This window comes from Litoribrevibacter albus (assembly GCF_030159995.1).
GTDB lineage: Bacteria > Pseudomonadota > Gammaproteobacteria > Pseudomonadales > Litoribrevibacteraceae > Litoribrevibacter > Litoribrevibacter albus.
Genome location: NZ_BSNM01000014.1, coordinates 1 through 23,752 on the forward strand (window position 1 = coordinate 1; position 23,752 = coordinate 23,752).

General features: G+C 43.8%; 20 protein-coding genes and 1 pseudogene. 11 read left to right on the plus strand and 10 right to left on the minus strand.

Annotated elements, in window-relative coordinates; all coding sequences use genetic code 11:
* Positions 1-187 precede the first annotated feature (187 nt).
* The 3 genes from QQL66_RS10215 to QQL66_RS10225 all read left to right on the plus strand — a co-directional run bounded on the left by QQL66_RS10215 (position 188) and on the right by QQL66_RS10225 (position 2,765).
* Positions 188-691: a hypothetical protein gene (locus QQL66_RS10215; RefSeq protein ID WP_284381186.1), complete on the plus strand. Its 504-nt coding sequence runs from the start codon at positions 188-190 to the stop codon at positions 689-691.
* Between the two features lie 38 nt (positions 692-729).
* Positions 730-1,503, plus strand: a complete 774-nt coding sequence (locus QQL66_RS10220) for a hypothetical protein (protein ID WP_284381187.1) — start codon at positions 730-732, stop codon at positions 1,501-1,503.
* Between the two features lie 290 nt (positions 1,504-1,793).
* Positions 1,794-2,765 (plus strand): transposase, encoded by a 972-nt coding sequence (locus QQL66_RS10225; RefSeq protein WP_284381189.1) that lies wholly within the window; start codon positions 1,794-1,796, stop codon positions 2,763-2,765.
* Between the two features lie 318 nt (positions 2,766-3,083).
* Here QQL66_RS10225 and QQL66_RS10230 read toward each other — a convergent pair whose 3' ends face one another.
* The 5 genes from QQL66_RS10230 to QQL66_RS10250 form a co-directional block, all read right to left on the minus strand.
* Entirely contained in the window at positions 3,084-4,739 is a 1,656-nt protein-coding gene (locus tag QQL66_RS10230; RefSeq protein ID WP_284381190.1) for a flavin-containing monooxygenase, read from the minus strand.
* 58 nt (positions 4,740-4,797) lie between these two features.
* Positions 4,798-5,661 carry a metal-dependent hydrolase gene (locus QQL66_RS10235; RefSeq protein ID WP_284381192.1) on the minus strand — a complete coding sequence of 288 codons (864 nt, stop codon included), beginning with the start codon at positions 5,659-5,661 and terminating at the stop codon, positions 4,798-4,800.
* 311 nt (positions 5,662-5,972) lie between these two features.
* Positions 5,973-6,809 (minus strand): hypothetical protein, encoded by an 837-nt coding sequence (locus QQL66_RS10240; RefSeq protein WP_284381194.1) that lies wholly within the window; start codon positions 6,807-6,809, stop codon positions 5,973-5,975.
* A gap of 37 nt (positions 6,810-6,846) precedes the next feature.
* Positions 6,847-8,031: a hypothetical protein gene (locus QQL66_RS10245; RefSeq protein WP_284381195.1), complete on the minus strand. Its 1,185-nt coding sequence runs from the start codon at positions 8,029-8,031 to the stop codon at positions 6,847-6,849.
* Between the two features lie 181 nt (positions 8,032-8,212).
* On the minus strand, positions 8,213-10,315 hold the full coding sequence (locus QQL66_RS10250; RefSeq protein WP_284381197.1) for a methyl-accepting chemotaxis protein: 2,103 nt from the start codon (positions 10,313-10,315) through the stop codon (positions 8,213-8,215).
* 256 nt (positions 10,316-10,571) lie between these two features.
* Here QQL66_RS10250 and trxC point away from each other — a divergent pair, with 256 nt between their 5' ends.
* Entirely contained in the window at positions 10,572-11,009 is a 438-nt protein-coding gene (gene trxC, locus QQL66_RS10255) for a thioredoxin TrxC (RefSeq protein WP_284381199.1), read from the plus strand.
* A 244-nt stretch (positions 11,010-11,253) separates the two neighbouring features.
* Positions 11,254-12,873, plus strand: a complete 1,620-nt coding sequence (locus tag QQL66_RS10260) for a methyl-accepting chemotaxis protein (protein WP_284381200.1) — start codon at positions 11,254-11,256, stop codon at positions 12,871-12,873.
* A gap of 101 nt (positions 12,874-12,974) precedes the next feature.
* On the opposite strand, the gene QQL66_RS10265 is transcribed toward QQL66_RS10260, so the two are convergent.
* Together QQL66_RS10265 and QQL66_RS10270 are read right to left on the minus strand one after the other, a co-directional pair.
* Positions 12,975-14,060 carry a DUF4785 family immunoglobulin-like domain-containing protein gene (locus QQL66_RS10265; protein ID WP_284381201.1) on the minus strand — a complete coding sequence of 362 codons (1,086 nt, stop codon included), beginning with the start codon at positions 14,058-14,060 and terminating at the stop codon, positions 12,975-12,977.
* Positions 14,061-14,146: 86 nt separating this feature from the next.
* The gene (locus QQL66_RS10270) at positions 14,147-15,274 is read right to left on the minus strand and encodes a hypothetical protein (protein ID WP_284381203.1); all 1,128 of its coding nucleotides are present in this window, start codon (positions 15,272-15,274) and stop codon (positions 14,147-14,149) included.
* Positions 15,275-15,550: 276 nt separating this feature from the next.
* Between QQL66_RS10270 and QQL66_RS10275 the strand changes: the two genes are divergently transcribed.
* The 3 genes and pseudogenes from QQL66_RS10275 (at position 15,551) to QQL66_RS10285 (ending at position 17,332) form a co-directional block, all read left to right on the plus strand.
* The gene (locus tag QQL66_RS10275; RefSeq protein ID WP_284381204.1) at positions 15,551-15,985 is read left to right on the plus strand and encodes an ATP-dependent zinc protease family protein; all 435 of its coding nucleotides are present in this window, start codon (positions 15,551-15,553) and stop codon (positions 15,983-15,985) included.
* Between the two features lie 135 nt (positions 15,986-16,120).
* A pseudogene (locus QQL66_RS10280) lies at positions 16,121-17,044 on the plus strand (ATP-grasp domain-containing protein); the annotation flags it as partial.
* A gap of 15 nt (positions 17,045-17,059) precedes the next feature.
* Positions 17,060-17,332, plus strand: coding sequence for a cation:proton antiporter regulatory subunit (locus tag QQL66_RS10285; protein WP_348524842.1), 273 nt, complete (start codon positions 17,060-17,062; stop codon positions 17,330-17,332).
* Between the two features lie 83 nt (positions 17,333-17,415).
* Here the strand turns inward: QQL66_RS10285 and QQL66_RS10290 are convergent, their stop codons facing one another.
* The 3 genes from QQL66_RS10290 to QQL66_RS10300 all read right to left on the minus strand — a co-directional run bounded on the left by QQL66_RS10290 (position 17,416) and on the right by QQL66_RS10300 (position 21,362).
* Positions 17,416-18,528, minus strand: coding sequence for a hypothetical protein (locus tag QQL66_RS10290; protein ID WP_284381206.1), 1,113 nt, complete (start codon positions 18,526-18,528; stop codon positions 17,416-17,418).
* A 264-nt stretch (positions 18,529-18,792) separates the two neighbouring features.
* A complete protein-coding gene (locus QQL66_RS10295; protein WP_284381208.1) occupies positions 18,793-19,902 on the minus strand; it encodes an AraC family transcriptional regulator in 1,110 nt (369 codons plus the stop codon).
* A gap of 221 nt (positions 19,903-20,123) precedes the next feature.
* On the minus strand, positions 20,124-21,362 hold the full coding sequence (locus QQL66_RS10300) for a hypothetical protein (RefSeq protein ID WP_284381209.1): 1,239 nt from the start codon (positions 21,360-21,362) through the stop codon (positions 20,124-20,126).
* Positions 21,363-21,549: 187 nt separating this feature from the next.
* On the opposite strand from QQL66_RS10300, the gene QQL66_RS10305 reads away from it, so the two are divergent.
* The 3 genes from QQL66_RS10305 to QQL66_RS10315 all read left to right on the plus strand — a co-directional run bounded on the left by QQL66_RS10305 (position 21,550) and on the right by QQL66_RS10315 (position 23,682).
* Entirely contained in the window at positions 21,550-22,323 is a 774-nt protein-coding gene (locus QQL66_RS10305; RefSeq protein ID WP_284381210.1) for a substrate-binding periplasmic protein, read from the plus strand.
* Between the two features lie 112 nt (positions 22,324-22,435).
* Positions 22,436-23,332: a patatin-like phospholipase family protein gene (locus QQL66_RS10310; protein ID WP_284381211.1), complete on the plus strand. Its 897-nt coding sequence runs from the start codon at positions 22,436-22,438 to the stop codon at positions 23,330-23,332.
* Between the two features lie 17 nt (positions 23,333-23,349).
* On the plus strand, positions 23,350-23,682 hold the full coding sequence (locus QQL66_RS10315; RefSeq protein WP_284381213.1) for a DMT family transporter: 333 nt from the start codon (positions 23,350-23,352) through the stop codon (positions 23,680-23,682).
* The last annotated feature ends 70 nt before the right edge of the window (positions 23,683-23,752 follow it).

Below are 23,752 nucleotides of genomic sequence, written 5' to 3' on the forward strand. Positions count from 1 at the left end.
GCTGTTTAGTATAGAATTTCATAGTGATGGCCTCCTAAGGTATGTGCGCAAGAGCGCGCTATACCTTGGATGGTAGTTTAACTATCAAGCCCGAAAATCCTTGGGAGGTCATCATTAGTATCAAGTGCGTCAATTAGGACGCTCGTAAACTCGCGCCTATTACGCAGGCGTTATGCGAAATTGAGCCATGAAATTTAAATCGTCAATTATTCATGTTGTTGTTTTTCTATTTCTAGTTTGGGTGCAGCTTGATATTTCATTCAGCGCAGTTGTATCTGCCTTTTTTGGGGGATTATTTCTTCTAAGTGTATTGGTAGTTTTTGTTCTCGTGATATTTGGTAAAAGCCGGCCAGCTAAAATCCACTCAGGTGTTTTTCTCGCGGTTTATGTGGCAGCAATTACTATGTCGAATGTTGTAAATAGTAGATTGGCTTCCGATTCGATTGATAAAGGAAACTTGTTGGTTGAAAAGCTAGAGATGTTTCATAAAGGTCATGGGGTATACCCTGGTCAACTAACCGATATTAACGGAATTACTGAGGATCAGGTTTTTACCGACATGGGTCTATTTAATAGAATCCCTTTTTTTTACTCGGCTAAAGGGTCAGATTACAACTTGTCATTTCCTTTTCCAGGTTGGATGCTATATACCTATGAAAATAAGTCGCAAAAGTGGTACTTGGATGATTAGAATGCATAACAAAGCAAGGCATGGGATGCTACGCACCCATGCTCGCGGCGTTAGGCAAAAAGGAGCATGAATTAATGCTAGTTAGCAAATTGACTAATCATAAAGAAAAAATATTAAAAGAGTTCAAAGATGCTATGGAGTTTAAAGCATTTACAGATCTTGCTTACTTGTTAGCAACCAACGTTTCAGAAGCGCCTGGTAATAATAGTAAATTTACTCTTGGTTATTCGGAGTATGCGAATAAATTTGGATTGACTGATCAAGAGGTGAATATTAAAGATCTTAAAGTCCATTTTGAAAATGCAAAGACAAGATATCTTGATTTTTTAGTACACCAACAGCAGGTATCCTTGTTTGAACATAGTTTTTTTGATTTATTGAAAATACTATTGCTAGATAAACCTGAGCGCTTATCTAAGAAAAAACAAATAGATTACGGAGCAATTATCGAAGCAGATTGTATCGATGATCTTATATCTAAGTTGGTTGAGCGTGAGTTAAATGAAATTAAATATAAGAATGTATCTGAATGGTTTAACTATTTAGAAAAATTAATAGGTCTGCTCAATATTGAAAAGAGTGAATTAGAAAGAATTTCTGAAGCTAAGGCTTCACGTGACATTATTGTTCATAATGCAGGTATCGTAAACGAAATATATATTAAGAAATCGGGTGATGCTGCAAGGTTTAATGTGGGCGAGAACATTGATGTTTCCGGACATTATACTCGAGACACTTGGATAATTTTTTTGGATGTATTGACTGGTGTTATCGATAAAACGATTGAAAAGCATAACAAATCAAATGCCTAACATCTATATGACCGGGGGTTGTCAAGGCGCAAAAACCTGAAGGCCCCTCCAAGGTCAGAGCTCGATTCTTAATAATCTGTTCTGTTTCCTCTTATTGGCACCACTGCCGATTCTTTCATTACTGTTGTCAGTTCGTAAGAACTGCACACAAACATCTATCGAGGTTCTACTGAGGATACCCTCAGCATGTATCGGAAATACAGGACAGCCAACGTAAGAACTATGCCTGATAGTGTTTGATACTGACTTTATATACAGTCTTTATGTCGAAACCCTAAAAGGCCACACCCATGCCCAAACCACGCAAAGCTCAAATCTCTTTGGATGCCACGCCTTATTATCATTGCGTTTCACGCTGTGTCAGACGAGCTTTTCTGTGTGGCTTGGATCAGCTCACAGGCAAGAGTTATGAACATAGACGAGGCTGGCTAGAGAATAAGCTATTGTCTCTTCCTTCTATTTTCGCCATTGAAATTGCCGCTTATGCCATTATGTCTAACCATTATCACGTGGTGTTGTATGTGGATGCAGAGCAGGCTAAGAATTGGACAGATTATGAGGTGGCAGAACGTTGGCACAAGCTGTTTCGTGGTTCACCCGTTTCCACTAAATTCCTGCAATACAAAGTATTGAATGATGGTGAAAAGATTAATCTTGATCTGTTGATCACTAAGTGGCGTGAGCGCTTGCAGGACATCAGCTGGTTCATGCGAGTATTGAATGAAGCCATTGCACGAGAAGCGAATAGGGAAGATCAAAGCAGTGGTCGATTCTGGGAGGGTAGATTTAAAAGCCAAGCCCTTTTAGATGAAAAAGCGTTATTGGCTTGTCTAGCGTACGTAGATCTCAATCCAGTGCGTGCAAACATGGCCAGAACGCCGGAGCATTCTGATCATACTTCCGTTAAAAAGCGTTATAAAGCAGCGGTTAAAACCCGAGAGCCTAACTTGCCCGAAAACCAGGAAAAGGCTTTACTGTCTTTTACGGGGTATCCCAATAATGAGCAAAAGAAAGGGTTACCCGTTCCATTAACGGATTACCTTGCGTTAGTGGATTGGACGGGTCGTATTGTCCGAGATGACAAACGTGGTGCCTTATCAAATACGCTATCACCGATATTAGATCGCCTGTGTATAGATCAACAAGAATGGCTGAAGCTTTCTCAGGGCTTTGAAAAAACCTACAAAACCTTTGCGGGTGGTTCTGGCAGGATGAAACACATTAGCCAATTGCTTGGGTATCAACGACTGCGAACCTCCTGATTTATATTCCTAAAGAAGATTAAGTACTCGGCATATGCTGAGGCTTTGTTGTGCCTGAAATCTGTGTTTTTGAAGGGTTTTCACATGAATTACTAGTTTGAACTGAGATTTTAAGCGAAAGCTTGATGGTTTTGAGGAGACAGGCTAGAAGTTTTCTTAAAATGGCTGTCCAGTTTCTCTTTCTTAAAATGGCTGTCCAGTCCTGTTAGCTTCCTGTTCTGTTAATCACAAAAAAGCCCGTCAATGACGGGCTAAAACGGTGGGTGAACACCAAAGGGTTTCAATTAGCTGACAGGCTAATTCAATGCGAACCTGGATTTACACTGCGCTAGGTTCGGTCGCAGATTTCTTAGACGTACGCTTTTTACGAGCAGGCTTTTTAGTTGCGGCATCAGCTGTTTCTGTGTTCTCAGCTTGAGCGTCCGCTGAATAATCAACACCGATTTGATCGTTTGCCAAGCGAATAAAGTTGTAGTCATTCTTTTTGACGTTGAGCGTTTCTAACCAGAACTTCCACGTGGATTTAGGCCACAGTGTGGTGTTTCTGCCATCGGCTTGTTGATACCAGCTTTGACAGCCAGAACTCCATACGGTGTCTTTCATTAGCTTCTGAAGTTCAACATTGTAGATCTCTTGTGCTTCAGGTTTCACATCCATGTAGTCGGATTCACGTTGCTCAATGGCCTTCATACAGTTGAGGATGTACTTAACCTGAGCTTCAATCATGAAGATGATAGAGTTATGTCCAAGACCAGTGTTCGGGCCAACCAGCATCCAAAGGTTTGGATAGCCTGTAATGGATGTCCCATAGTAGGCTTCGGTGTGGTCTTTCCAGTCATTGTTCAACTCGCGGCCACCCAAACCTTTCAGTTCAAAATCCTTCATATAAATTCTTGGATCGACGACGAAGCCGGTGCCGAGAATAATGCAATCGATAGGGCGTTCCTGACCGTCTTGGGTGACGATGCTGTTTTCTTTAACTTCTTTAATGCCTTCCGTTACGAGTTCTACATTGTCACGGTTGAACATAGGGTAGTACTTGTTGGAGATAAGGATACGCTTACAGCCGATGGTGTAGTCCGGTGTTAGTTTACGAGCCAGTGCTTTGTCTTTTACCTGGAAACGAATCCATGCTTTTGCGATTTGGCTCAGAGACTTGGCAACGGATGGGTTAAACATCGGCCAAACGCGGGATTCATTGGTCCAGTACAGACGGAATCGATGAAGTCTTCTCCAACCCGGAATCAATTTAAACGCCGTTTTTTCGACCCCTAAATATTTGCGATCATCACGAGGCAGAACCCAAGCCGGGGTGCGCTGGAAGACGTGGAGCTTTTTCACTTTCGGTGCAATTTCAGGGCAGTATTGAATTGCACTGCCGCCTGTACCGATGGATACAACGTTTTTGCATTCGAGGTCGTAATCGTGATCCCATTGTGCGGAATGGAATACTCGTCCTTTAAAGTTTTCCAGACCTTTGATCTTAGGAATCTGAGGCACATGAAGCGGGCCCGAAGCCAAAATGAAGTGACGACAAAGATAGACATCCCCAGAGGTAGTCTTAACGGTCCAGCGGCCAGACTCTTCATCAAAAACCGCAGAGGTTACTTCCTGATTAAACCGGCAGAAAGGGCGGATGTTGTATTTGTCTGCGGTATCCAATATATATTTCTGGATCTCGTTCCAAGGGGCATAACGCTTTGACCAGTCATCTTTAGGCGCAAAAGAGTAGGAGTACATGTGTGATTGAACATCACAGGCGCACCCAGGGTAGCTGTTGTCGCGCCAGGTACCGCCGATGTCGTGTTTTTTCTCTAGCAGAACAAAGTTGTCGTTATCTTCTTCGCGTAACTGGATCGCCATGCACAGACCGCCAAAACCAGCACCGGCAATCACGACGTCAATTTCTTTGACTTGTGCCGTCTTATTTTGGGTCTTTTGATCGAGCGTTTCAGTAGACAGTTGACTATTCATATTCTTTCCTCGTTACAAGTGAGCGATGAGTGCTATTCCACTGTTTGGGTGCCAACGGCTATGCAGTCGCTTGCTGATATTCTTGTTTTACGGATTCGCTGAATTCATCGATTTGACTCAACAACGCGCTGTTGTCGTGCTGCCAAGGGTGGAAGCCAGGGCGGAAGTAATCGAACATGTCCGGGAAGATACGTCTTAGTGCACCCGGTTTGCCCCATAAATAGTTCATGCAGCTTGCCCAGCCTTTCAGGCTGCTCAGTTTTTTAGATTTGCGGACCAAGCCAATATGGAACGGGATAACCAGAGACCAGAACACAAGGTGGGTAAGAATATGAATGCCGGTACGAACCGAGTAGCTGTATAAACCTTTACCCATCACGTCATTCCACACATCGTAGGCCACGCCTTTATGCTCAATTTCTTCCATTGAGTGCCAATACCAGATGTTGGAGAAGTTCTTCTCTGCGTTTTCCATCAACTTAGGATCGGTCAGTACCGTATCTCCCAAACTGGCAGTTAGATGTTCAAGGGAAATAGTAACGGCCAATTGCACGTCATTCGGAAAGATCTGCTGGACGCGCTTCAGAAGTTTTTCAACCCGATCCATGTACTTGTCGACAGGGAAACCAGCGTCGATCAATGCTTGGTTGTAGACTAGGTGTTCACGCGTATGCAGGGCTTCCTGACCCATGAATTCTTTGATGTCTTTTTTAAGCTGAGGATCAGTGATTTGATCTCGGTAGTTCTGAATACTGTCCATAAAGAATTTCTCGCCCGCAGGAAAGAAAATAGAAAGCGTATTCATAAACTGAGTAAACGCTACGCCAGCTGGGTTCCAGTTGTCTGCATGTTCTTTAGTTAAATTAAACTTAAGATTTCTATGCAATGGCGCCACTTTGTTTTTGAATTCTACCTTGCTCATATTGATTACCTCTAGCTATACAACCACTATCATGGTTCATTTATTAATGTTACATCAATTGATGTAACATAGAGTAATGTATTTGCTAAAAAGGAAGTTGGCAAGTAAAAAAACACAAAAAATGTAGGGTTAGTTCACATCATTTGCTCGATTTAGGGTGTTTTTTAAGGGAGAGAGGGCGATTGATCACTGAAATTGACCTGCGATTGAAATGGCCAGAATGAAAACTAGAGCGATCTAATTGCCTGAATAGGCAAAAAAAGAGCTGAATAATCAGCTCTTGGAAGGGAATTTCAAAATGGAAAAGGGGATTACCCCTGATGTGTTAATGCCAACTCGTCGTTTGGAATGGTTAATTTCACCGATTCCATAATGCGTTTTTCAGCGGCTTCGGCGTGGTCTTTCCAGAGTTTGAATTTGTCAATTCTATCTACTCTGTAACCAAAATCTAAGCAGAGGTAGTATTTATCGGTTAATGGCATGCAATAAATACGGTTCTTAGCTGGACGTGCGACTGCTTTTTGTTCTATGTAGAACAACCAAGAGCGTCCATTAATAGTTTTTATTTTATGAGGCTTTAGAGGTGCATAACCTGTATCGCTCAATCTAAGATTGATTTCTCTATCAATGAATTCTTGAGACCATGGCTCACTGCGACTGTTAGCTAGTTCTAGGATATCTCTTCTAATTTTAGTGTTTTTGCCAAGACTTGGATCTTTGTCGTTATCATCCCATCCAATAATTGGAGAGTTATAGTAATCCTCGTATTCTGAAATTACAGTTTTTCCTAATGAATCTAGGTCAAAGGCACTGATGTTTTTTTCCTCGGGGATGCGCTTGATTTGTGTCATCAGGGTTAGGACCCCAAGTTCACCACTGGGTAAATTGACTACGGAAGGTACATAAAACCACATTTGCGTATCTACGTGTACATAGCGGTAATACTTCAAGCTTTCAGCGTGCTGGTCAAACCAACCATCTTTCATAATAGGGAAATGAATTGATCTTGGTGGTTCATTTGTATCTATATTCGAATAGGGTAATTCCACGCTGAACTGAATATTCTCAAGTGAGGCATTTAATGGATTTACTTCGCTAAAGTCTGGTCCGCCTCGAAAGCCGCGCCAGAGATTCTTAATCATTCCCATAAAAAAGTATCCTTACTATTTAGAATAATGTTCAAGTTTAAGCTCTTGTGGATTTGTTTATGTATTGCTGCACTTTGGCAGCTTTTTTGTCATAGCCTAACAGTTGTAACTGGTTTTTGTAGGTTTCTATGCCGAGGTAGGGCAGTGTATGTGGACTTGCTAAAGGCTCTCCATTCACGATTAGTCCAAAAAACTGGAGACTTCTTTGCAAACTACTACCGGACATATCATTTCTACCTGCAACGTTAGGTACAAAGTCGAAAGGATTATTTCTTTCTTTGTGTACTTTCATACCAAGAGTATGAGCAATCGATTGAATCCTCGGCATGTACGAGCCAGAGCCATGGATTGCTACTTCCTGTTTAGAAAGTCGCAAGCTAGAGTAATGCTTATGGAAGTGTTCAAGTGCAGCACAGAAGATAATTGCGCCTTGGCTATGAACCAACCATTTGGTTGCTTTGCCTTGCATCTGGCGTTGATGTAAAACTTCAGCTAGGTGTTGAGCATTATGGGATTTTTTGCCTCTGCGTTTATCGAAACCACATTCTATAAGATCTAAAAACCATTTATCACTAGGGTTATGAAAGAGTGTGTAGTCTCGAATATCATCTTGAGGGTAGGCGACTTGAGCGTGTACACCCATTAACCAAGTAGCTTTATTTAATTCATTAAGCATCCCATTAACCGCAGCATGTTCAGTTCGAATCTGGTTAACTGGTTCACCTAGTTCCCACTCAGTCTGTAACACGGTTAACTGTTTTCTATCTTTTGCTTCATCGTAAATATTATTAGCTCCTGGCTTTCTCTTAACATGCCATACGGCGTTCCTTTCGTGTGAGTGTTGAGCATCATTTGCCCTGAGAAGAGAACGATCAAATAAAATATCAAAAATAACTACTTGATTGTTATCATTTATTTTGTACTGGATTAAGTAATGGTATTTATCGAAGGGATAACGAGTACGATAAAGGCGTTTGAATAAACTCGGGTTTGGATTTGGCTTACACGCCGTATTTGGGTGTTTTACAACGAAGTGGATTTCTTTCAGCACCTGTTGTTGGTCATAGAAATTCAGACTTGCCAGCATGATCAAGGCTTGGTGGGTGATCTGAATATTCTGGTTTTGAATATATGCGCTATTAATTCCGTGTTCTTCGGCGAGTTCGTGGGTAAGTGGGGAATAGTTAAACCCCTGCATTTTGCCTGCGTGCATCCATGTCATTTTTCTGTCTCTCCATAACAGTGTTGAAATGTTGAAACAGAGTACTAAAACGTGGGGTATTTCGAATCAATTTCCTGTCTTTGAAGTCGAAATTTGAGAAGTCACGCAGAACGTCTAGGACGTTCTACTTAACTTAGTCTCAAGTGTACAGAAGGCCGACCTCTCGAATGCATTTAATGCATCAAAGTTCATCAATCAGTCGTTTATTGAGGTTGGTTAATTCTTCGGAATTGGCTTGATGGCTCTTTATCTCCTGAGTACTGGATTGCAGTTGTGATGAAAGCTGCTTAACCCGGTCATTGAGTGAGCCAATTTGCTCCATTAAGGTATTCACTGTGGTGAGTGCTTCACCTGCTTTTGAGGTTTGTTCGACACTGTTTTCGACTTTTTCCTGACCGCCTTTCATGACGTTAACGGCGTCCTGGGTACCTGATTGCAGGACTTCAATAATTTCACTGATTTGCTCGGTGGATTCTTGAGTACGCTTCGCCAGGTTTCGAACTTCATCGGCCACTACAGCAAAGCCTCGGCCTTGGTCTCCAGCGCGGGCGGCTTCAATGGCTGCGTTCAGTGCCAGCAGGTTGGTTTGTTCAGCTATGCTGACGATAACGTCGAGGAAGGCTCCAACTTTTTGGCTCTGTTCTTCCAAGCCAAGAATGACTTTGGAGGCGGCGTTAATATCACCGGCAAGCTCATTGATTCCTTCAATGGCGTTTTTAATGACTTGATGCCCTTGTTGGACTTCAGTTGCAGCTTGGTGAGCATTATCCGAGGTTACACCCGTTTCATGCTGAATTTCATGCGTGTATTCATCCATCTGATTCAATGTGCTCTGGGTGTGTTGTTGTCTCTCTGTCTGATGCTTCAGGTTATTAGAGAGTTCAGCACGAAGATCCTGCATTTTTTGTTGTTGATCGGCTAGCTGCTGTTTCAGCGTCTCAACTTCTTCTAAGTCGTGCAGACTTGGCTCTGAGTCTGATTCTTTAAGCGATGTGATCAATACTCTCCGGATACTCAGGTTCATACCTTTAACGACCGGTACTGAAATAATCACACCAAGGCAGAGAAGAGCGGAGATCAGCCAGAAGGCAGTGGTATTGGGTTTACTTTCTTTGATCTTAGCCTTAGCTGCGCGAAGGTTTGCAGTTTCTCTTATCTGTATTTCCTGATTCTTGAGCAGTTCTTGATACGCTTTGATGGATTTCAATTGCTGTTCAACAAAGATGTCTAAAGCGGCTTCTGCTCGTTTGATAGACGCATTAATTTTAACGGTATCAAGGCTTACTGAGTCTGCCATTAAACTTGGTTGTGGGGCGCCCTCTACATGTATTTTCATCACATCGAGTAGATTTCCAAGAGTAGGTTGGCTGATGCTAGGTAACGGAGGAAGAGAAAGTGGTGTGGAATCAGACTTTGTAGGTGCTTGCCCTTCAAAGCTCTTGAAGGCTTTATATCTTTGATCTGCGATCTGTTGAAGAATTTGGATATCCAAACTTAATTGCTTTTGTTTTTTGAAGCTTAGAGGATCAATTTTTTGGATGTAGTCGGTGGCTGCTCGATAATTCAAAACCACATTTTGAAATGTCTTAAGACGATTGCCGATGAGCAAATCATTTAAGTAAAGAGAGCCGGTTGCCAGCAGATACTTGCTATGGGTCACCCGGTAAGCGACCAGGTTATTGCCTGTATCCAGCGCTATCTTTCTCCACGCGGATAAGCCTTTTTGGATGTCGTTATAATGGTTTAAGAAACGTTGGGCTTGTTTATCATCAAACCGTTGGACTTTTACTTCAGATAGACGCTTTTGAATCGTATTCACGGCGGTTTCAAGCTGTGTCTGTGCTTCTCGCCACGTTTGATTAACCGGAATCATTGCCTCATCTAATGCCTCTGATGCGGCAACAATTACCGCTTCGTGTTGCACATTAGCTTTGGCGTTGAGTTGTCCTTCTAGCGTTTCAAGATACCGACTAACTTGTGATTGATAGGAGAGAAGGGCGTCATTCAATTCTTTATGAGTCAGGATCTTAGATGATTTTAGCGAAACGGCTTCTGACTTGATCTGCTCCAGGGATTGTCGAAGGTTTTCTACATCACCCAGAGTTAAGTCCGGTATTTCAAGGGCTGGTAGGCGATACTCTTCACTTTTAGTCACGGAGCTTTGAGTGGTTTCAATCATATAGTAGAGCGCGATGACAGTGGTCAGTAGAAACCATAGAACAAGAAAGCCCACACCTTTGTATAGATGTGATGTGACTGATATTTCCTGTGGTTGAGATGTCATGTTTCGTAATGCTCCGCGTTCTTTTTATGACGTTCTGGTGACTGTTTAGGGGATAAGCAAAAAAAGGGCCTGTATTTTGAACAGTCTCTTTTAGTTATAGCAGTTAGTTTAAGTAGGTGATGTATGGCTCGATAAAATTGAAAGGGTTGATCCATCTGTCTTGTAAGCCGAATCTTTGAGGTGTTTGAACTTGCCGTTACAAAAGTAAACAGTACAATGTGCTCCTTTGACTATTGGAACAACTTTTAGGTTATCGATGTCCACCACCAACATTACCTGCCCAAGCTGTAATGCTAAAAACCGTTTACCGTCAGATCGCTTATCGGATCAACCCAAGTGCGGTAAATGTAAGAAGCCTCTTTTCTCCGGGAAACCAATGGAATTAACCGCAGCGAATGTGGCTGCAACGGTTAATCATAATGAGATTCCTGTGTTAGTGGATTGCTGGGCGCCGTGGTGTGGACCGTGTAAAAGTTTCGGACCAATATTCGAAAAAGCTGCCAAAGAGTTGGAACCCAAGCTTCGACTTGCCAAGTTGAACACCGAAGTTCATCAGCAAGTGGCTGCTCGTTGGCAGATCCGTTCAATACCCACCTTAATCTTGTTCAAACAAGGGAAGGAAGTGGCTCGTATTTCAGGCGCGCTACCATTGCCTCAATTGAAGCAATGGCTGAAAGAACATGGTGTGAATTAGAACGTTTTCTAATATGTGGCTTTGTTCTGGGGTTCTCTTGTTTTGACTACGCGTGTCGTAGCTTGTACTACTCACTAAGAAGTTGACTCAATTACACCTCGAACAATTGCTATAACTCAGGCTGTCCATCCTCGAACACTGATCATTAACGTAGCAAAATAAATTTTTGTTTAATATGGTAATGATTCTTATTATCATAAATGACAGTTAAGATTTGTTGTCGATCTAAATCAGAAATCTACCTATGAAATCACTAAGTATAAGCGCCAAACTTTGGTTCATCGCCTTTGTGGCAATCGTTGCAAGCTTTGTATTACTGGCTACCAGTAGCTGGGAAAACAGAAGCAATCTTCTGGAAAGTCGCCAGAATGAGTTAAAACACCTTACGGAACTGGCCATATCAACGGCCCGTTTTTATCACGATCAAATACCTACGTTGACTGAGCAGGATGCACAAAACCAGGCTAAGAAAGCCATTTCAGCACTCAGGTACAACAATGGTATCGGCTATTTGTGGATTAACGATTACTCCGCAAATATTGTCATGCATCCCATTAAACCTAATCTGGACGGTCGTGATTTATCTGGATTTAAAGACGCAAAAGGTAAACGGATTTTCTCAGAGTTTGCCCGTTTAGGCAGAACAAAGGGAGAGGGGGTTGTCTCGTATTATTGGGAAAAACCCGGCGAGCGTGAACCCGTCGAAAAGCGTTCTTATGTGAAGGCGTTTACTCCTTGGGGGTGGGTGATTGGAACGGGCGTGTATATCGATGATATTGATGCGATATTTTACAGTGACCTGTTAAAGAGCTTAGGTTTCTTTTTGGTGGTCATTGGCGTGATCTTTTTTGTGATTCTATGGATACGCCAGGATATGAATCACGCCATTAAACGCATGATAAGTTCGATGGGACGTATGAGGGATGGTGATCTCTCCGAACGACTGATCACGACCGACCGCAAGGATGAGCTAGGGCTACTTAGTCGCGCGGCCAATGACATCGTATCGTCTTTTCAGAGCACCTTTATTCAGGTTCAGGAAATTTTAAACAAACTACTGCATGAAGCGACTACGGCAGAACGTTGCGGTAAACAGATTCATCAAAGCGTTCAGGATCAATTCATTGAAACCGATTCGTTATCAACGGCAATGGATGAAATGGCAACATCGGTGACGGAAATTGCAGGTAACACTCAGCAGTCGTCTAACTCTGCAAGGAATGTAAATTCTTATGTTGAGAGCAGCCAACAGCAAATGCATCTGACGCTTGAGAAGGTGTCTTCACTAAGCGAACAGATCATTAATTCTGAGTCGGTGATGCATCAGCTGGATGCTTATACATCCCAGATTTCGAGTGTATTAGACGTTATTCGTGGGATTTCCGAACAAACCAATCTGTTAGCACTTAATGCTGCGATTGAAGCCGCCCGTGCGGGAGAAACCGGCCGAGGTTTTGCGGTGGTTGCCGATGAAGTTCGTTCTTTGGCGAAGAAAACGCATGACTGTACGGAAGAGATTCAAAGAACCACTGAACAGTTGCAAGAGGGCAGCAACAACGCTGTTCAAGTAATGAAAGTGTCTGCGAGTTTGTCTGAAGAATGTTTGGCTTTGGCAGAAGAAACGGATCAGAACCTGCAAAGCATCCTGCAACAGAGTGTCGATATTGCAGACATGAATACGCAAGTGGCATCAGCGACGCATCAACAGTCGTGTGTTACAGAAGAGATGAGCCATAACCTGACAGAGTTAAGATCGTTGTCGGAAGGGTTAAAATCTGAGGCTCAGGAAGCGGCTAAGGTCAGTGAGCATTTGAATGATCTGGCAGATCAATTGAAATCGTCGATCAGCAAATTCTCAAGCTAGTGTTCAGTTAGTTCGTTAGTTCGCGAGCTAGCTAGTTCCTTCAGGTACGTGTTTGATGAACGAGCCTGAAGGAACTTTGAATCATTTAATCATCTTCCGATCTAGTTGCTTAAGGCGTCCTGCTCCTGATACGGCTGATCGGAAAACTCATCTAACGCATAGGCATCGGTTTGATAGCCTGGCTGTTCTACCGGCGCTCTCTGCATTGGCATAGTGACTTTGGCTAATGAGAGCTGCTGCAACACGTAGGGGCCACTTTCTTGAGAGTCTCTAACCATCAGACCCGCAAATTCCAGTGGAATCCAGTGCGTTCCTGACGATAACTCTTTGGTTTGTTGGGTAACACCCACAGGCACGTTGGTGCTGCTGTAAAGGGATGCTTGAATATAAAACTTGTTGGTCTGAGCTACCTTTACTTCGGCTTCAATCAGTAAGTCGCCTTTTGAAGTGATCTTGTCCCTGTATTCACCGGTCAGTTCAATATCCGGTTGCGATAGCGTAAAAGTCAGCGCATCCAGAATCTCATGCGCTTCGTCTTGGATTACCACTTTGTAGATACCCGGCTCTGAAATACTGGATGAGCTATCCGCTAAATTTATGGTTGCCTGATAGGTGAAGTCTTGATCTTCATCCGCGAGTTCCAGTTTGCCAATACGTTGACGAAAGGCTTCTATATCTGCGCTGAAATTGGCTTTTATTTTCTTTCCTTCACCGTCAGTAACATAGGCAAAGATATTCACCTGATCCGTGTTCAGGTAATACTTCTTATCACTCCAGATGGTTAAGCCGAAGTTTTTATCTTCACTCAAGGTTGTACGTTCGTCTGGGGCGTATCTCTGGGTGATCGGGTCTTGATTCGGACTGGTGAACCGTCTGTTCTCTGGCGGGTAACGAGTATAGTTGTCGTGATCATCTAAGAGTGCCAGTTGTAGATCCGATTTTTCGGTCAGAGCTTTAATCCGATCAATCGGTGAGAGTGATTCCTCTGGTTTCTTCTTCTCCGTCTTGGCGGTTGCAGGCTTGGCCGTCGTTTCATTAAACACCGTTTCATCCCAAATCGGTGTGGTAGCTTCTGTGGATGGCGTATTGTCGGCATCAGCTGGAAGCACAAGGGTTGATTCGTTGGAAATGGCAAACCATGCCATCAACATCATGATTAAGGGAAGTAATAAGTATTTTGGTTTCATAATGATTCGTTTCAAAGTTACTGCATTTGAAAGCAAAGAAACCCGGAGCGTTAAACGTTCCGGGTTCTCATTAATTTAACAGCGAATTATTGTGTACAAGACGCAATGCGACCTGACATGTTTTTGCCGTTACCACAGCTTAAGCCGTTTTCGATGTTAGTGTAGCTCGGTGAACTGATACCACCGTTACGCTCTGCATCGTGATCAGTGTAAACGCTTGCCATGTTGTAGGTACGTGGTGTGCCTTTGTTGCTGTTGTTACAGCGGAAGATTGGGCTACCGTAAGCAATACCAAAGAAGGTTTTGTATTCGTTCAAGTCATCCCAAAGATTACGTTTAGGTGAACCTGCACAGCCCATTTGAGACGCCAGGTTGATGTAACCGTCATCTTCACCCGTTAAGAAACCAGCTGACGCGCCTTCAATACCTGGGAAGCTCTTATATCCACCCATGGTGTAAATAGGTGCAGCCAGGTTAGAACCGATGTAGTTACGAGCCAGATAAGAGTCGTTCGTCTGCAGCCATTGAACACTTGGGTTACAGTCTTTACCCAGGAATGCCATGTTGATCAGCGCATCCAACCAGTTGCCGTTACATACGCGGTCAGCACCTTCTGTACCACCCATAGCACCACCCATGGTGAAGATGCCTAGAACGTTTTTAAATGCTTCGCTGTAAGGTACAGACTTAGCAGAACCGCTCGCGGTGAATGCCGTGTTGTAATACGGTGCTCCAGATACTGCGTTACCTGCCATGAAGACCATTTCTTGAGAACCTTGGCTGTGGCTTACCACCCAGAAATTATCTGATGAAGAGCACTGTGTGTTTGGCTCATCATGAACCAAGCCGTCACCATTACCTTGTTTGATCGAAACCATTTGACGAGCAATTTCACCTGCTGTCTCATCGCGCCAGTAAGGATAACCGCTTTCATCCGTTGAATCGTAACCCACGATCGCATAGTTATCGCTTGGGCCAAGCAGATAAGACATAAAGTCACTGTTGCTGTATTCACTGAAGTGAGAGGTTCTCCAGGAATCACGAGCTTCTGCTTTGCTTGTGCCTTGAGTACCGTGACCGTGAACCATGATGTAGCAGTTATCAGCTGCCATTGCTGTGTTAGACATTAACGTACTGCCAAGAACTAAAGTACTTGCAACGGCCGTTGTGCCTTTGGCAATAGTCGCAAGATATGAGCGAAATTGCTTTTTCATAATGTAAGACCTTCTCGAATGTTATTTTTATTGTGAGCGTCCTGCTTAATTGATCATCCATGACTTCAACGTCAGTTAAAGTGTGATGAAGTTCGCTATTCCAATATATCTGCTCTATGAAAATCCGCCATGACACTTGAGGCCATTTAGTCCGACATTTCCGGCCAAGTGGGTCATTTGTTACCGAGTAGGGGGCCTTTAACGCCTACCTCTGATTAAAACTCGCCTAGACTAATGAATAGTCGTAACGCAGGTGATAGGGAAAGTGCGTAACAGATGAAAAACAAAATGATAGTCGGTGCACTTGAGAGTTGTGATCTGCCTGAGTTGGATCTTCATCAGGTGCAAATGCGTGTGGACACTGGTGCCGCTACGTCGTCCTTACATGTCGATAACATAAATGAGTTTATGAAAGACGGTAAGCGTTGGGTGAATTTTGATATTCATCCTGATGTCCATAATGTCGACACTGTGGTAAACAAGACTTTGTTGTTGAAGGGCAAAAAGGTCGTTAAAAGTTCTTCGGCTGATAAAGAAAAGCGCGTTGTGATTAAAACGGCAATTCAGCTGGGCGGTCAGGAGTGGGTGATCAAACTGACGTTAACGGATCGCTCGTCCATGAAAAATCTGATGCTCCTTGGTAGAGAGGCGATGCAAGGTCGTCTCTTGGTCGATCCGAGTCATGAATTTGTTGTTTCTGACAGAGATTGAGCAACTACACTTTAGAGTATTAGATTTTGATGAGGTAATTTCTTCAAATATTAACCGAATTTTTTTGTCTTCCTCCTGAGTCCGAGGTTATGGTGAAGGAACGGGACGGAATACATTAAAAAGGAGGCAATGCTCATGAAACTGGCAATCTTGTCATGCGGACCAAAATCCTACAGTACTCAACGACTGAGAGAAGCCGCAGAACAACGAGGGCATGACGTTAAAGTACTCAATACGCTTAAATTTGCGATTGATCTTCAGCGGGGTGTACCCGATCTCTTCTTCAAACAAAAAGTATTAAGTGATTATGATGCAGTGCTTCCTCGGATTGGTGCATCTATTACGTATTACGGAACGGCGGTTGTTCGCCAGTTTCAGGAAATGGATGTCTTTTGTGCCAATACGGCGCATGGCATTAGTAATTCCAGAGACAAGCTGCGTAGTCTACAGCTGCTCAGCCGTCATCATATTGGTATTCCCCGGACAGCCTTTGTTCGGGATAAGAAAGATGTGTTGCCTGCCATTGAACGGGTAGGCGGTGCGCCCGTTATTATTAAGTTGATTGAAGGAACTCAGGGCATCGGAGTGTTACTGGCGGAATCTGTGACAACCGCAGAATCCATCATTGAGCTTTTACAAAGTCAAAAGCAGAACGTGTTAATTCAGAAGTTTGTGGCGGAAAGTAAAGGCAAAGACATCCGGGCTATTGTCGTTGGTGATCGTGTAATTGCAGCAATGAGACGAGTCGCGCAGGGGCAGGAATTCAGGAGTAATGTCCACCGTGGTGGCGTTGCTGAAGCGGTTGAACTTTCAGAAGAATATAAGGAAACGGCAGTAAGAGCGGCGCAGATTATGGGGTTGCAGGTGGCCGGGGTTGATATGTTGGAAAGTAAAACCGGCCCGCAGGTGATGGAGGTTAATTCGTCCCCAGGGTTAGAGGGCATTGAAACCTGTACCGGATTGGATGTGGCTGGTGCGATTATCGAGTACATTGCGGCTCAGGTAGATTTCCCTGAGATCGATGTTCGTCAGCGTTTGACGGTCAGTAAGGGATACGGTGTAAGTGAGATTTATGTGCCGGAGGGGTCGAAGTTTGTTGGTAAAACTATTACGGAAACTCAACTGCACGAGCAGGATATTAACGTCTTAACTTTATATCGAGGCGCTAAGGTGATACCGAATCCCCGTAAAGATCGGGTTCTTGAACCGGAAGATAAATTGCTTTGTTTCGGAAAAATGGAAGCGATGCGGGGAATGATTCCTGCTAAAGCCAGAAAACGCCGGAGTCCGGCTGTGGTTGATTTACCGGATACTTTGCCTGAAGGCAAAGAGCCTGATGATCGCTGAGGGCGTTAAATAGAGTCGGTTTAATCGAGATCTTCATTGCATCTCAAACCATAAGGGCTTGAGATGCATGAATGTCAGGCGGCTTACTGAGTACAGCTCGCTACTCGACCTGCCATGTTTTTGCCGTTACCACACGTTAGGCCACTTTCAATGGTCTGATAGCTAGGTGCCGCAATACCACCGTTACGCTCTGCGTCGTGGTCTGTGTATACGCTTGCCATGCTATAGGTACGTGGTGTGCCTTTATTGCTGTTATTACAACGGAAGATAGGGTCGCCGTAAGCAATACCCCAGAAGGTTTTGTATTCGTTTAAGTCATCCCAAAGGTTACGCTTAGGTGAGCCTGCACAGCCCATTTGAGAGGCCAGGTTGATGTAACCATCGTCTTCACCGGTCAGGAAGCCTGCAGATGCGCCTTCCGCACCAGGGAAGCTTTTGTAACCGCCCATGGCATAAATCGGGGCGCCTAGATTGTTACCAATCATGTTACGAGCCAAATAAGAGTCGTACGTTTGTAGCCACTCAACGCTCGGGTTACAGTCTTTTCCTAGGAATGCCATGTTTACAAGGCTGTCTAACCAAGAGCCGTTACACACACGGTCAGATCCTTCTGTACCGCCCATTGCGCCACCCATAGTAAAGATGGCCAATACGCCGTTGAATGCTTGATCGTAAGGAACAGAAACGGTTGAACCATCTGCTTTAAACGCGGTGTTGTAATACGGTGAGCCAGAGATAGCGTTCCCGGACATAAACACCATTTCCTGAGCACCCTGGCTATGACTTACAACATAGAAATCATCGGATGCTGCGCATTGAGTGTTGGCTTCGTCGTGGGTCAGGCCATCGCCATTACCTTGTTTTATTGACACCATCTGACGGGCAATTTCACCGGCCGTTTCATTGCGCCAGTAAGGGTAACCACTTTCGTCAGTAGAGTCGTACCCGACGATACCATAGTTGTCATTCGGGCCTAGAAGCTGGGTGATGAAATCGCTGCCTTCGTACTCACTGAAGTATGACTCTCTCCAGGAATTACGAGCTTCAGTTTTTACATCCCCCTTGGTTCCGTGACCGTGAACCATGATGTAGCAGTTATCTGCGGAAGCGGTATTGCTAAGTAGTGCGCCACTGATTACAAGGCCACCCAAAAGGGTGTTGGAAACAGTTAAGCATTTGGCTAAGGTCTTTTTCATACTTTGAGCCTTACATAGTTGTGCCATTCATATTCAGAGACTCAAAATCATTCATAGGCTTTAAGTCACTCAGAACTAAACGGCGTGTTATTGTTTTTATTGGGTTGATGCTTCCTGCAGTGGTCTTCCTTTGTTCTTATCTCTTTATAATCAGGTAGATATGATGACCTAGGGCTATATTAGATAAGTCATCTTTTGGCGCCATAACCGAAGCGGTCAGGCAAACTACTTTAGCGGCCAATCTTGTAAGTATTGGTAAACCAGTTAAGTGTTTGTATCTTTATTGCGAGCTTCTTGTTTGTAATGGTTTGGCGCAACACCAAACCATCGTTTAAAAGCCCGGCTAAAACTGGCGGCGTTTTGATAGCCTAATTCTTCAGCCAACGACTCAATGGATATGTCGTGCTTTTGTACGCGTTTCATGGCAACCCGTTTTCTCTCATTCTCAAAAAGCGCTTTAAAAGACACCCCGTGATTATGAAGATGGCGCCTGAGGCTGCGAGTACTCATGTAGAGTTGTCGGCTGAGGTTCTCCATTGAAACGTCTGTAAACGGCATGTTTCGGATGGTTTGTTTGACCTTTTGAAGCACCCACTCATCTTTTGATTCAGGTTTAGTGTATTGGCGGCATAAGTGGTCATTCGTAAGGGCCGTCTTTTCATTCTGAAAAATGATGGGTTGAGCCAGAGTTTCGGTCGGGATAATGACTCTGTTTTCCGGACAACCGAATCTAACCGGATTTTCAAAGAAGTTCTCGAATTCCTTTGCTTGCCCAGGGTTATCGTGGGTGAATTCAATTTCTACCGGATAGTGATTCTGGCCCAGACAAAATTTACCCAGGGAATACAACACGGAGATGTTGTACTCAAGCACATGGGGAAGGGCGTCGTGTAATGGAATTTTCTCTTCGATTGAAAAGATGCTTTGATCTTCATTTGTTTCCAGGTTCAACTCCAACAAAGGCGTAAATAAGTGTTGGTATTGAATCAGTAACTGCATGGCGGCTAATGCATGAGTGCTGCTCATGGTGCGACAAGCAAGAATGCTGTCGTGGTTGATGAAGAATTGCTTGCCAAGGATTAACGCATAAGTTGGGTTTTTACAGAGTCTTCGGGCGTTGGATGTAAGCTCAATGTACGCCCATAGAGGGAGTTGATGGTCATGAACCGTTAGCTGTTCAAAGGTAATACCTGTTCCAGAGAGTAATGCTTGCAGAGAGCATCCTTCCGATACCAGAAACTTTACAAGGGGTTTGATCTGAGCAACGGGCACGGTCAAGGTACTGTGCTGATGATTACCGGAATCAACAGACATCGGCCCTATAGGTGATGCGTCAGATCCTCTCTTGTCATAATGAAAAGAGGAGGGTTTCATGAGCTTTGCCTTTATTTTAACTTTTATAATTATTATGTGTGACTACAAAAACGTTAGGCAGGTAGTCACAATACCCCATTCGCGTCGTGAAAAAACATTGTTATTGAATATACATTTAATAAAGGTATTGAAAATGACCCCTTTCGGGGCATAAAAGCCTTAGCCTTGGAAGTATGGAAGAGGTTTAGCCAAAGGTAAGCACCTTTGGCTTGGAGTCTGTGTCAGAAAGAGTAAAAGAGTTTGCTTTGAAACCCTGAAATATCTTCGGCGTGTGGGCTTCGGAGATACAATAAGGTTAATCCCATTGAGTTGTCTCGGCTTGAAGCATATGCCGGTTTGATCGAAAGTCCAAATTCACTGATATTATCCGCATAAACGTCATCGCCTTTGTATCGGGCATTGGTGATGATGTACTCAAAGTTCAGCGGGGTGTCCATTAGGTTCACTATGGTATCTACGAAAATTCCATGTTTGTAGACAGTATTCTCCTGATCCGGGTCCACTTCATAGTCATCAACTGACAGTTCCATGGTTTCATACTGTCCGAACATATTGCCGATGCTGATTGAGATTTCTTTTGAGAAAAACTTGGTTGAGTCGAATGTAAAAAGGCTTGTGATGGAGCCTGAAATGATCTGACCTCCATCATATAAGTCTTCTGACGCAATAATCCCGTAATCAAACACGGGAGTGACAATCCAATGCTCGTTAACCGGGTACTGGTAAGACGCGCCAAGCCTTGCCTTGTAGGTTTCAGATCCTTCCTGATCGATATAGCTGATTGGCGCTTTTATGGTCAGGCTTTGGCCGCTTTTGTCAGTCCAGGAGTAGCTGATTGGAATGTTCCAAACGTCGGTATCGTAGCCTGCCTGGTCGTATTTTGCGTAATCAATTCCAATGCCGATTTTGTTCTCTTCGGCCATTTCCCCGGCGGCTATGTTTACCGGCGCTTTTTTGAATCCTGTGCCAGAGTAGAAGGCATTATCAACCATGCTGTTCATCAGGCTTGCAGGATTTCCGGCAATGGGACTGGTAGGGGAAATCTTGATGAGTTCTCGATTGATGCGATTTGCCGTCTCGCCACCATTACCTTTCAGATACTCTTCAAGTAATCTTAACGCGCGTTCCCGATCCCCCTGTCCATCAAAGTTTTCATTGATGTTCAGCGAAGGGATAGAGAATTGAAGTGTTGTACTGTTCAGAGCGAAATTTAATCCCATAGGTAAACCACGATAGTTTACGTTGGCATCTACCTGAGTGACGTTATCGACATAGGATGGAAAGATGTCTCGAATGGAATCATTTTGAAATTGATCGATCATTTTGTCGACGGACTTAAAACTCGATTTTTGGCGCTGAGAATTATCAACCGTCATATCGACTTCAAGGAGCTTGGCTGCAAATGCGAAGGAGGGAAGTAGGGCAATCAGAATGAGTGTCCAAGCGTGTTTGGGCGTCATGGTAGTTCTCCTCTGAATTAAGTGTCTTAACTATAGAAAAAGGAATGCTTTCATTTAGGCGGAGTTTTGAAACTCTCAGTTGCCGTTTTTGTGCAATGAATATTGATGTTTCAATGATGTAACCTGTTTTTAAAAACTGACCTAGACTCAATCTATTCGTTGTTTGAAATAATGGCAGGAGAAACCAATGAAAACGCTAATTGCTGTGCTTTGCGTGTTGATTAGCTTGGGAGTGCAGGCTCAAACTCAGGTCTCAATCTATGGGGATGATGCGTATCCGCCATATTCTTTTAAAGATAAAGGGAAGATGACGGGCATTTATACGGTTGTCTTACAGGAAATTTTCCAGCAAATGCCTGAGTATCGTGTTTCGATTGAAGGTTATCCGTGGAAACGCGGGCTGAAGGAGATTGAGCAAGGCAAGATTTTTGCGCTTTACCCTCCGTATAAACGAGTGAAAGAACGTCCTTATATGGAATATGAGGAGCCGATTCTTGATGAGCAATTGGTTGTTTTCTGTCATGAGAAGGTTTTGTCGACGCCACGAACAAAATGGCCTGACGATTACTATGGCCTCACGATAGGCAATAATTCCGGGTTTGCTGCCGGTGGTGATGCTTTTTGGCAGGCAGTAAAACGCGGCGATATTAAAGTGGAGGAAACAAAAGGAACGTCCAAGAACTTGCTCAAGTTGATTGCTGGTCGGATTGATTGCTACATGAATGATGGCTTGTCGATTCAGTGGGAGTTGAAGGCGCTGCAGAATCAGGGGAAATATAACGGCCTGTCAGTTAAGAAAGGGGCTGTGATTAGTTCTGAACAAGGCTTCCTAGGCTTTGCAACTGATGGCTCGAAGTTCCCCTACAAAGACACGTTTAAAGAGAAGTTTCATGCGGTGCTGAACCAGATGAAAAGCTCGGGGCGAGTCCAGCAAGTCATTGATGAGTTTATCGCTCAGTAATTTCTACTGGTCATCGGATTAATAAGGCTTGAGGCGCCGAGAGGAAATCCTTGATTTCCTCTCGGCTGAGTCATAGGGTTGTTCCTATTTTAAATAGTAGGTTCAGGGAACTATGCGTTGGAATCCTTTCAATACCTCCGTTGGATTAGCATTAGGAGGCGGTGCAGCAAAAGGCGTTGCTCACATTGGCGTGTTAAAGGCCTTTGAAGAAGAAGGCTTGAAAATCTCATATCTCTCAGGTACCAGCATTGGCTCATTGGTCGCTGCTTATTATGCGTTTGGTAAAAGCATTGAAGAAATAACAGCGGTGGGTGAGCAGCTCACTTTCAAGTCCATCACCAGCTTCAGTTGGAAAAAAACAGGCGGCTTTTTCACGACCAGCGCTGTTCGTGAAATGATCATTCGAGATCTGGGGGATGTTCAGATTGAAGATGCGCTCATCCCTTTGGCTATTTGTACCACCGACATTGTAACGGGTGAACAGGTTGCTTTTGAGAAAGGGTCTTTGGCGGATGCCGTATGTGCCTCAGTGGCCGTACCAGGATTATTTGCGCCGGTTGAGATCAATGGGCGTAAATTGGTGGATGGCGGTATAGTTGAAAATGTCCCTGTATCTCTTCTGGGGGATTTAGGGGCCGGTATTTCCGTGGCTGTGAATCTAAACGGTGTGAAACATTATCCTGTGCCTGACGGCATGCTCGATGTGGTCAGTAATGCCATTGATATTTGTATGGATCAAAAAACACGAGAGCAAATCAAAAAAGCGGATGTTGTGATTTCTTTGGATTTAACGTCCTTTAACCGCACCGACAACAAGGAACGAGTTCATGAGTTGATCGAGGAGGGCTACCGGCCAACCAAAGAACAAATTTCGAAAGTCCTGTGGTTTAAGCGTACCAACTATCTTCATTATTTAATTGATCTCATCCGACGGATTATTCCACTGAAGGTTCCTGAATTGATCAAACTCCCATTCAAACCGAAACTGCCTTCCATCAAAATCAAATAGTCTTAGAGGGGTCTTCAATGAAAAACTGGATTTTCCTTTGTGTTGCGATTGTGTCGGAAGTGATTGCGACGTCGGCTTTAAAGCAAAGTGATGGTTTTACTAAGTTGGGGCCATCTGTGGTCGTTATTATTGGATACGGTATTGCGTTTTACTTGTTGGCGCTAACTCTGCGTAGTATCCCAATGGGTGTATCTTATGCTATCTGGTCTGGGTTAGGTGTGGCATTGATCACTCTGGTAGGGTGGTTTGTGTATGACCAAAAGCTGGATTTTGCGGCCTTGGTGGGAATCGGGCTAATTATTTCCGGTGTTATTGTGATGAATGTGTTTTCAAAAACATTAGGACATTAAATTCTCTTTTCTTGTTTAGGTGGAAGTCATCGTTTGATTAACTTTTCTCAGGCAATAAAAAACCCGGCGC

Coding starts and splice junctions, on each gene's coding strand:
- QQL66_RS10305 (WP_284381210.1), top strand. CDS start 21,550: ATGAAAACGCTAATTGCTGTGCTTTGCGTGTTGATTAGCTTGGGAGTG.
- QQL66_RS10240 (WP_284381194.1), bottom strand. CDS start 6,809: ATGGGAATGATTAAGAATCTCTGGCGCGGCTTTCGAGGCGGACCAGAC.
- QQL66_RS10245 (WP_284381195.1), bottom strand. CDS start 8,031: ATGACATGGATGCACGCAGGCAAAATGCAGGGGTTTAACTATTCCCCA.
- QQL66_RS10220 (WP_284381187.1), top strand. CDS start 730: ATGCTCGCGGCGTTAGGCAAAAAGGAGCATGAATTAATGCTAGTTAGC.
- QQL66_RS10315 (WP_284381213.1), top strand. CDS start 23,350: ATGAAAAACTGGATTTTCCTTTGTGTTGCGATTGTGTCGGAAGTGATT.
- QQL66_RS10300 (WP_284381209.1), bottom strand. CDS start 21,362: ATGACGCCCAAACACGCTTGGACACTCATTCTGATTGCCCTACTTCCC.
- QQL66_RS10265 (WP_284381201.1), bottom strand. CDS start 14,060: ATGAAACCAAAATACTTATTACTTCCCTTAATCATGATGTTGATGGCA.
- QQL66_RS10225 (WP_284381189.1), top strand. CDS start 1,794: ATGCCCAAACCACGCAAAGCTCAAATCTCTTTGGATGCCACGCCTTAT.
- QQL66_RS10270 (WP_284381203.1), bottom strand. CDS start 15,274: ATGAAAAAGCAATTTCGCTCATATCTTGCGACTATTGCCAAAGGCACA.
- QQL66_RS10235 (WP_284381192.1), bottom strand. CDS start 5,661: ATGAGCAAGGTAGAATTCAAAAACAAAGTGGCGCCATTGCATAGAAAT.
- QQL66_RS10275 (WP_284381204.1), top strand. CDS start 15,551: ATGAAAAACAAAATGATAGTCGGTGCACTTGAGAGTTGTGATCTGCCT.
- QQL66_RS10215 (WP_284381186.1), top strand. CDS start 188: ATGAAATTTAAATCGTCAATTATTCATGTTGTTGTTTTTCTATTTCTA.
- QQL66_RS10260 (WP_284381200.1), top strand. CDS start 11,254: ATGAAATCACTAAGTATAAGCGCCAAACTTTGGTTCATCGCCTTTGTG.
- QQL66_RS10250 (WP_284381197.1), bottom strand. CDS start 10,315: ATGACATCTCAACCACAGGAAATATCAGTCACATCACATCTATACAAA.
- QQL66_RS10295 (WP_284381208.1), bottom strand. CDS start 19,902: ATGAAACCCTCCTCTTTTCATTATGACAAGAGAGGATCTGACGCATCA.
- trxC (WP_284381199.1), top strand. CDS start 10,572: ATGTCCACCACCAACATTACCTGCCCAAGCTGTAATGCTAAAAACCGT.
- QQL66_RS10310 (WP_284381211.1), top strand. CDS start 22,436: ATGCGTTGGAATCCTTTCAATACCTCCGTTGGATTAGCATTAGGAGGC.
- QQL66_RS10290 (WP_284381206.1), bottom strand. CDS start 18,528: ATGAAAAAGACCTTAGCCAAATGCTTAACTGTTTCCAACACCCTTTTG.
- QQL66_RS10230 (WP_284381190.1), bottom strand. CDS start 4,739: ATGAATAGTCAACTGTCTACTGAAACGCTCGATCAAAAGACCCAAAAT.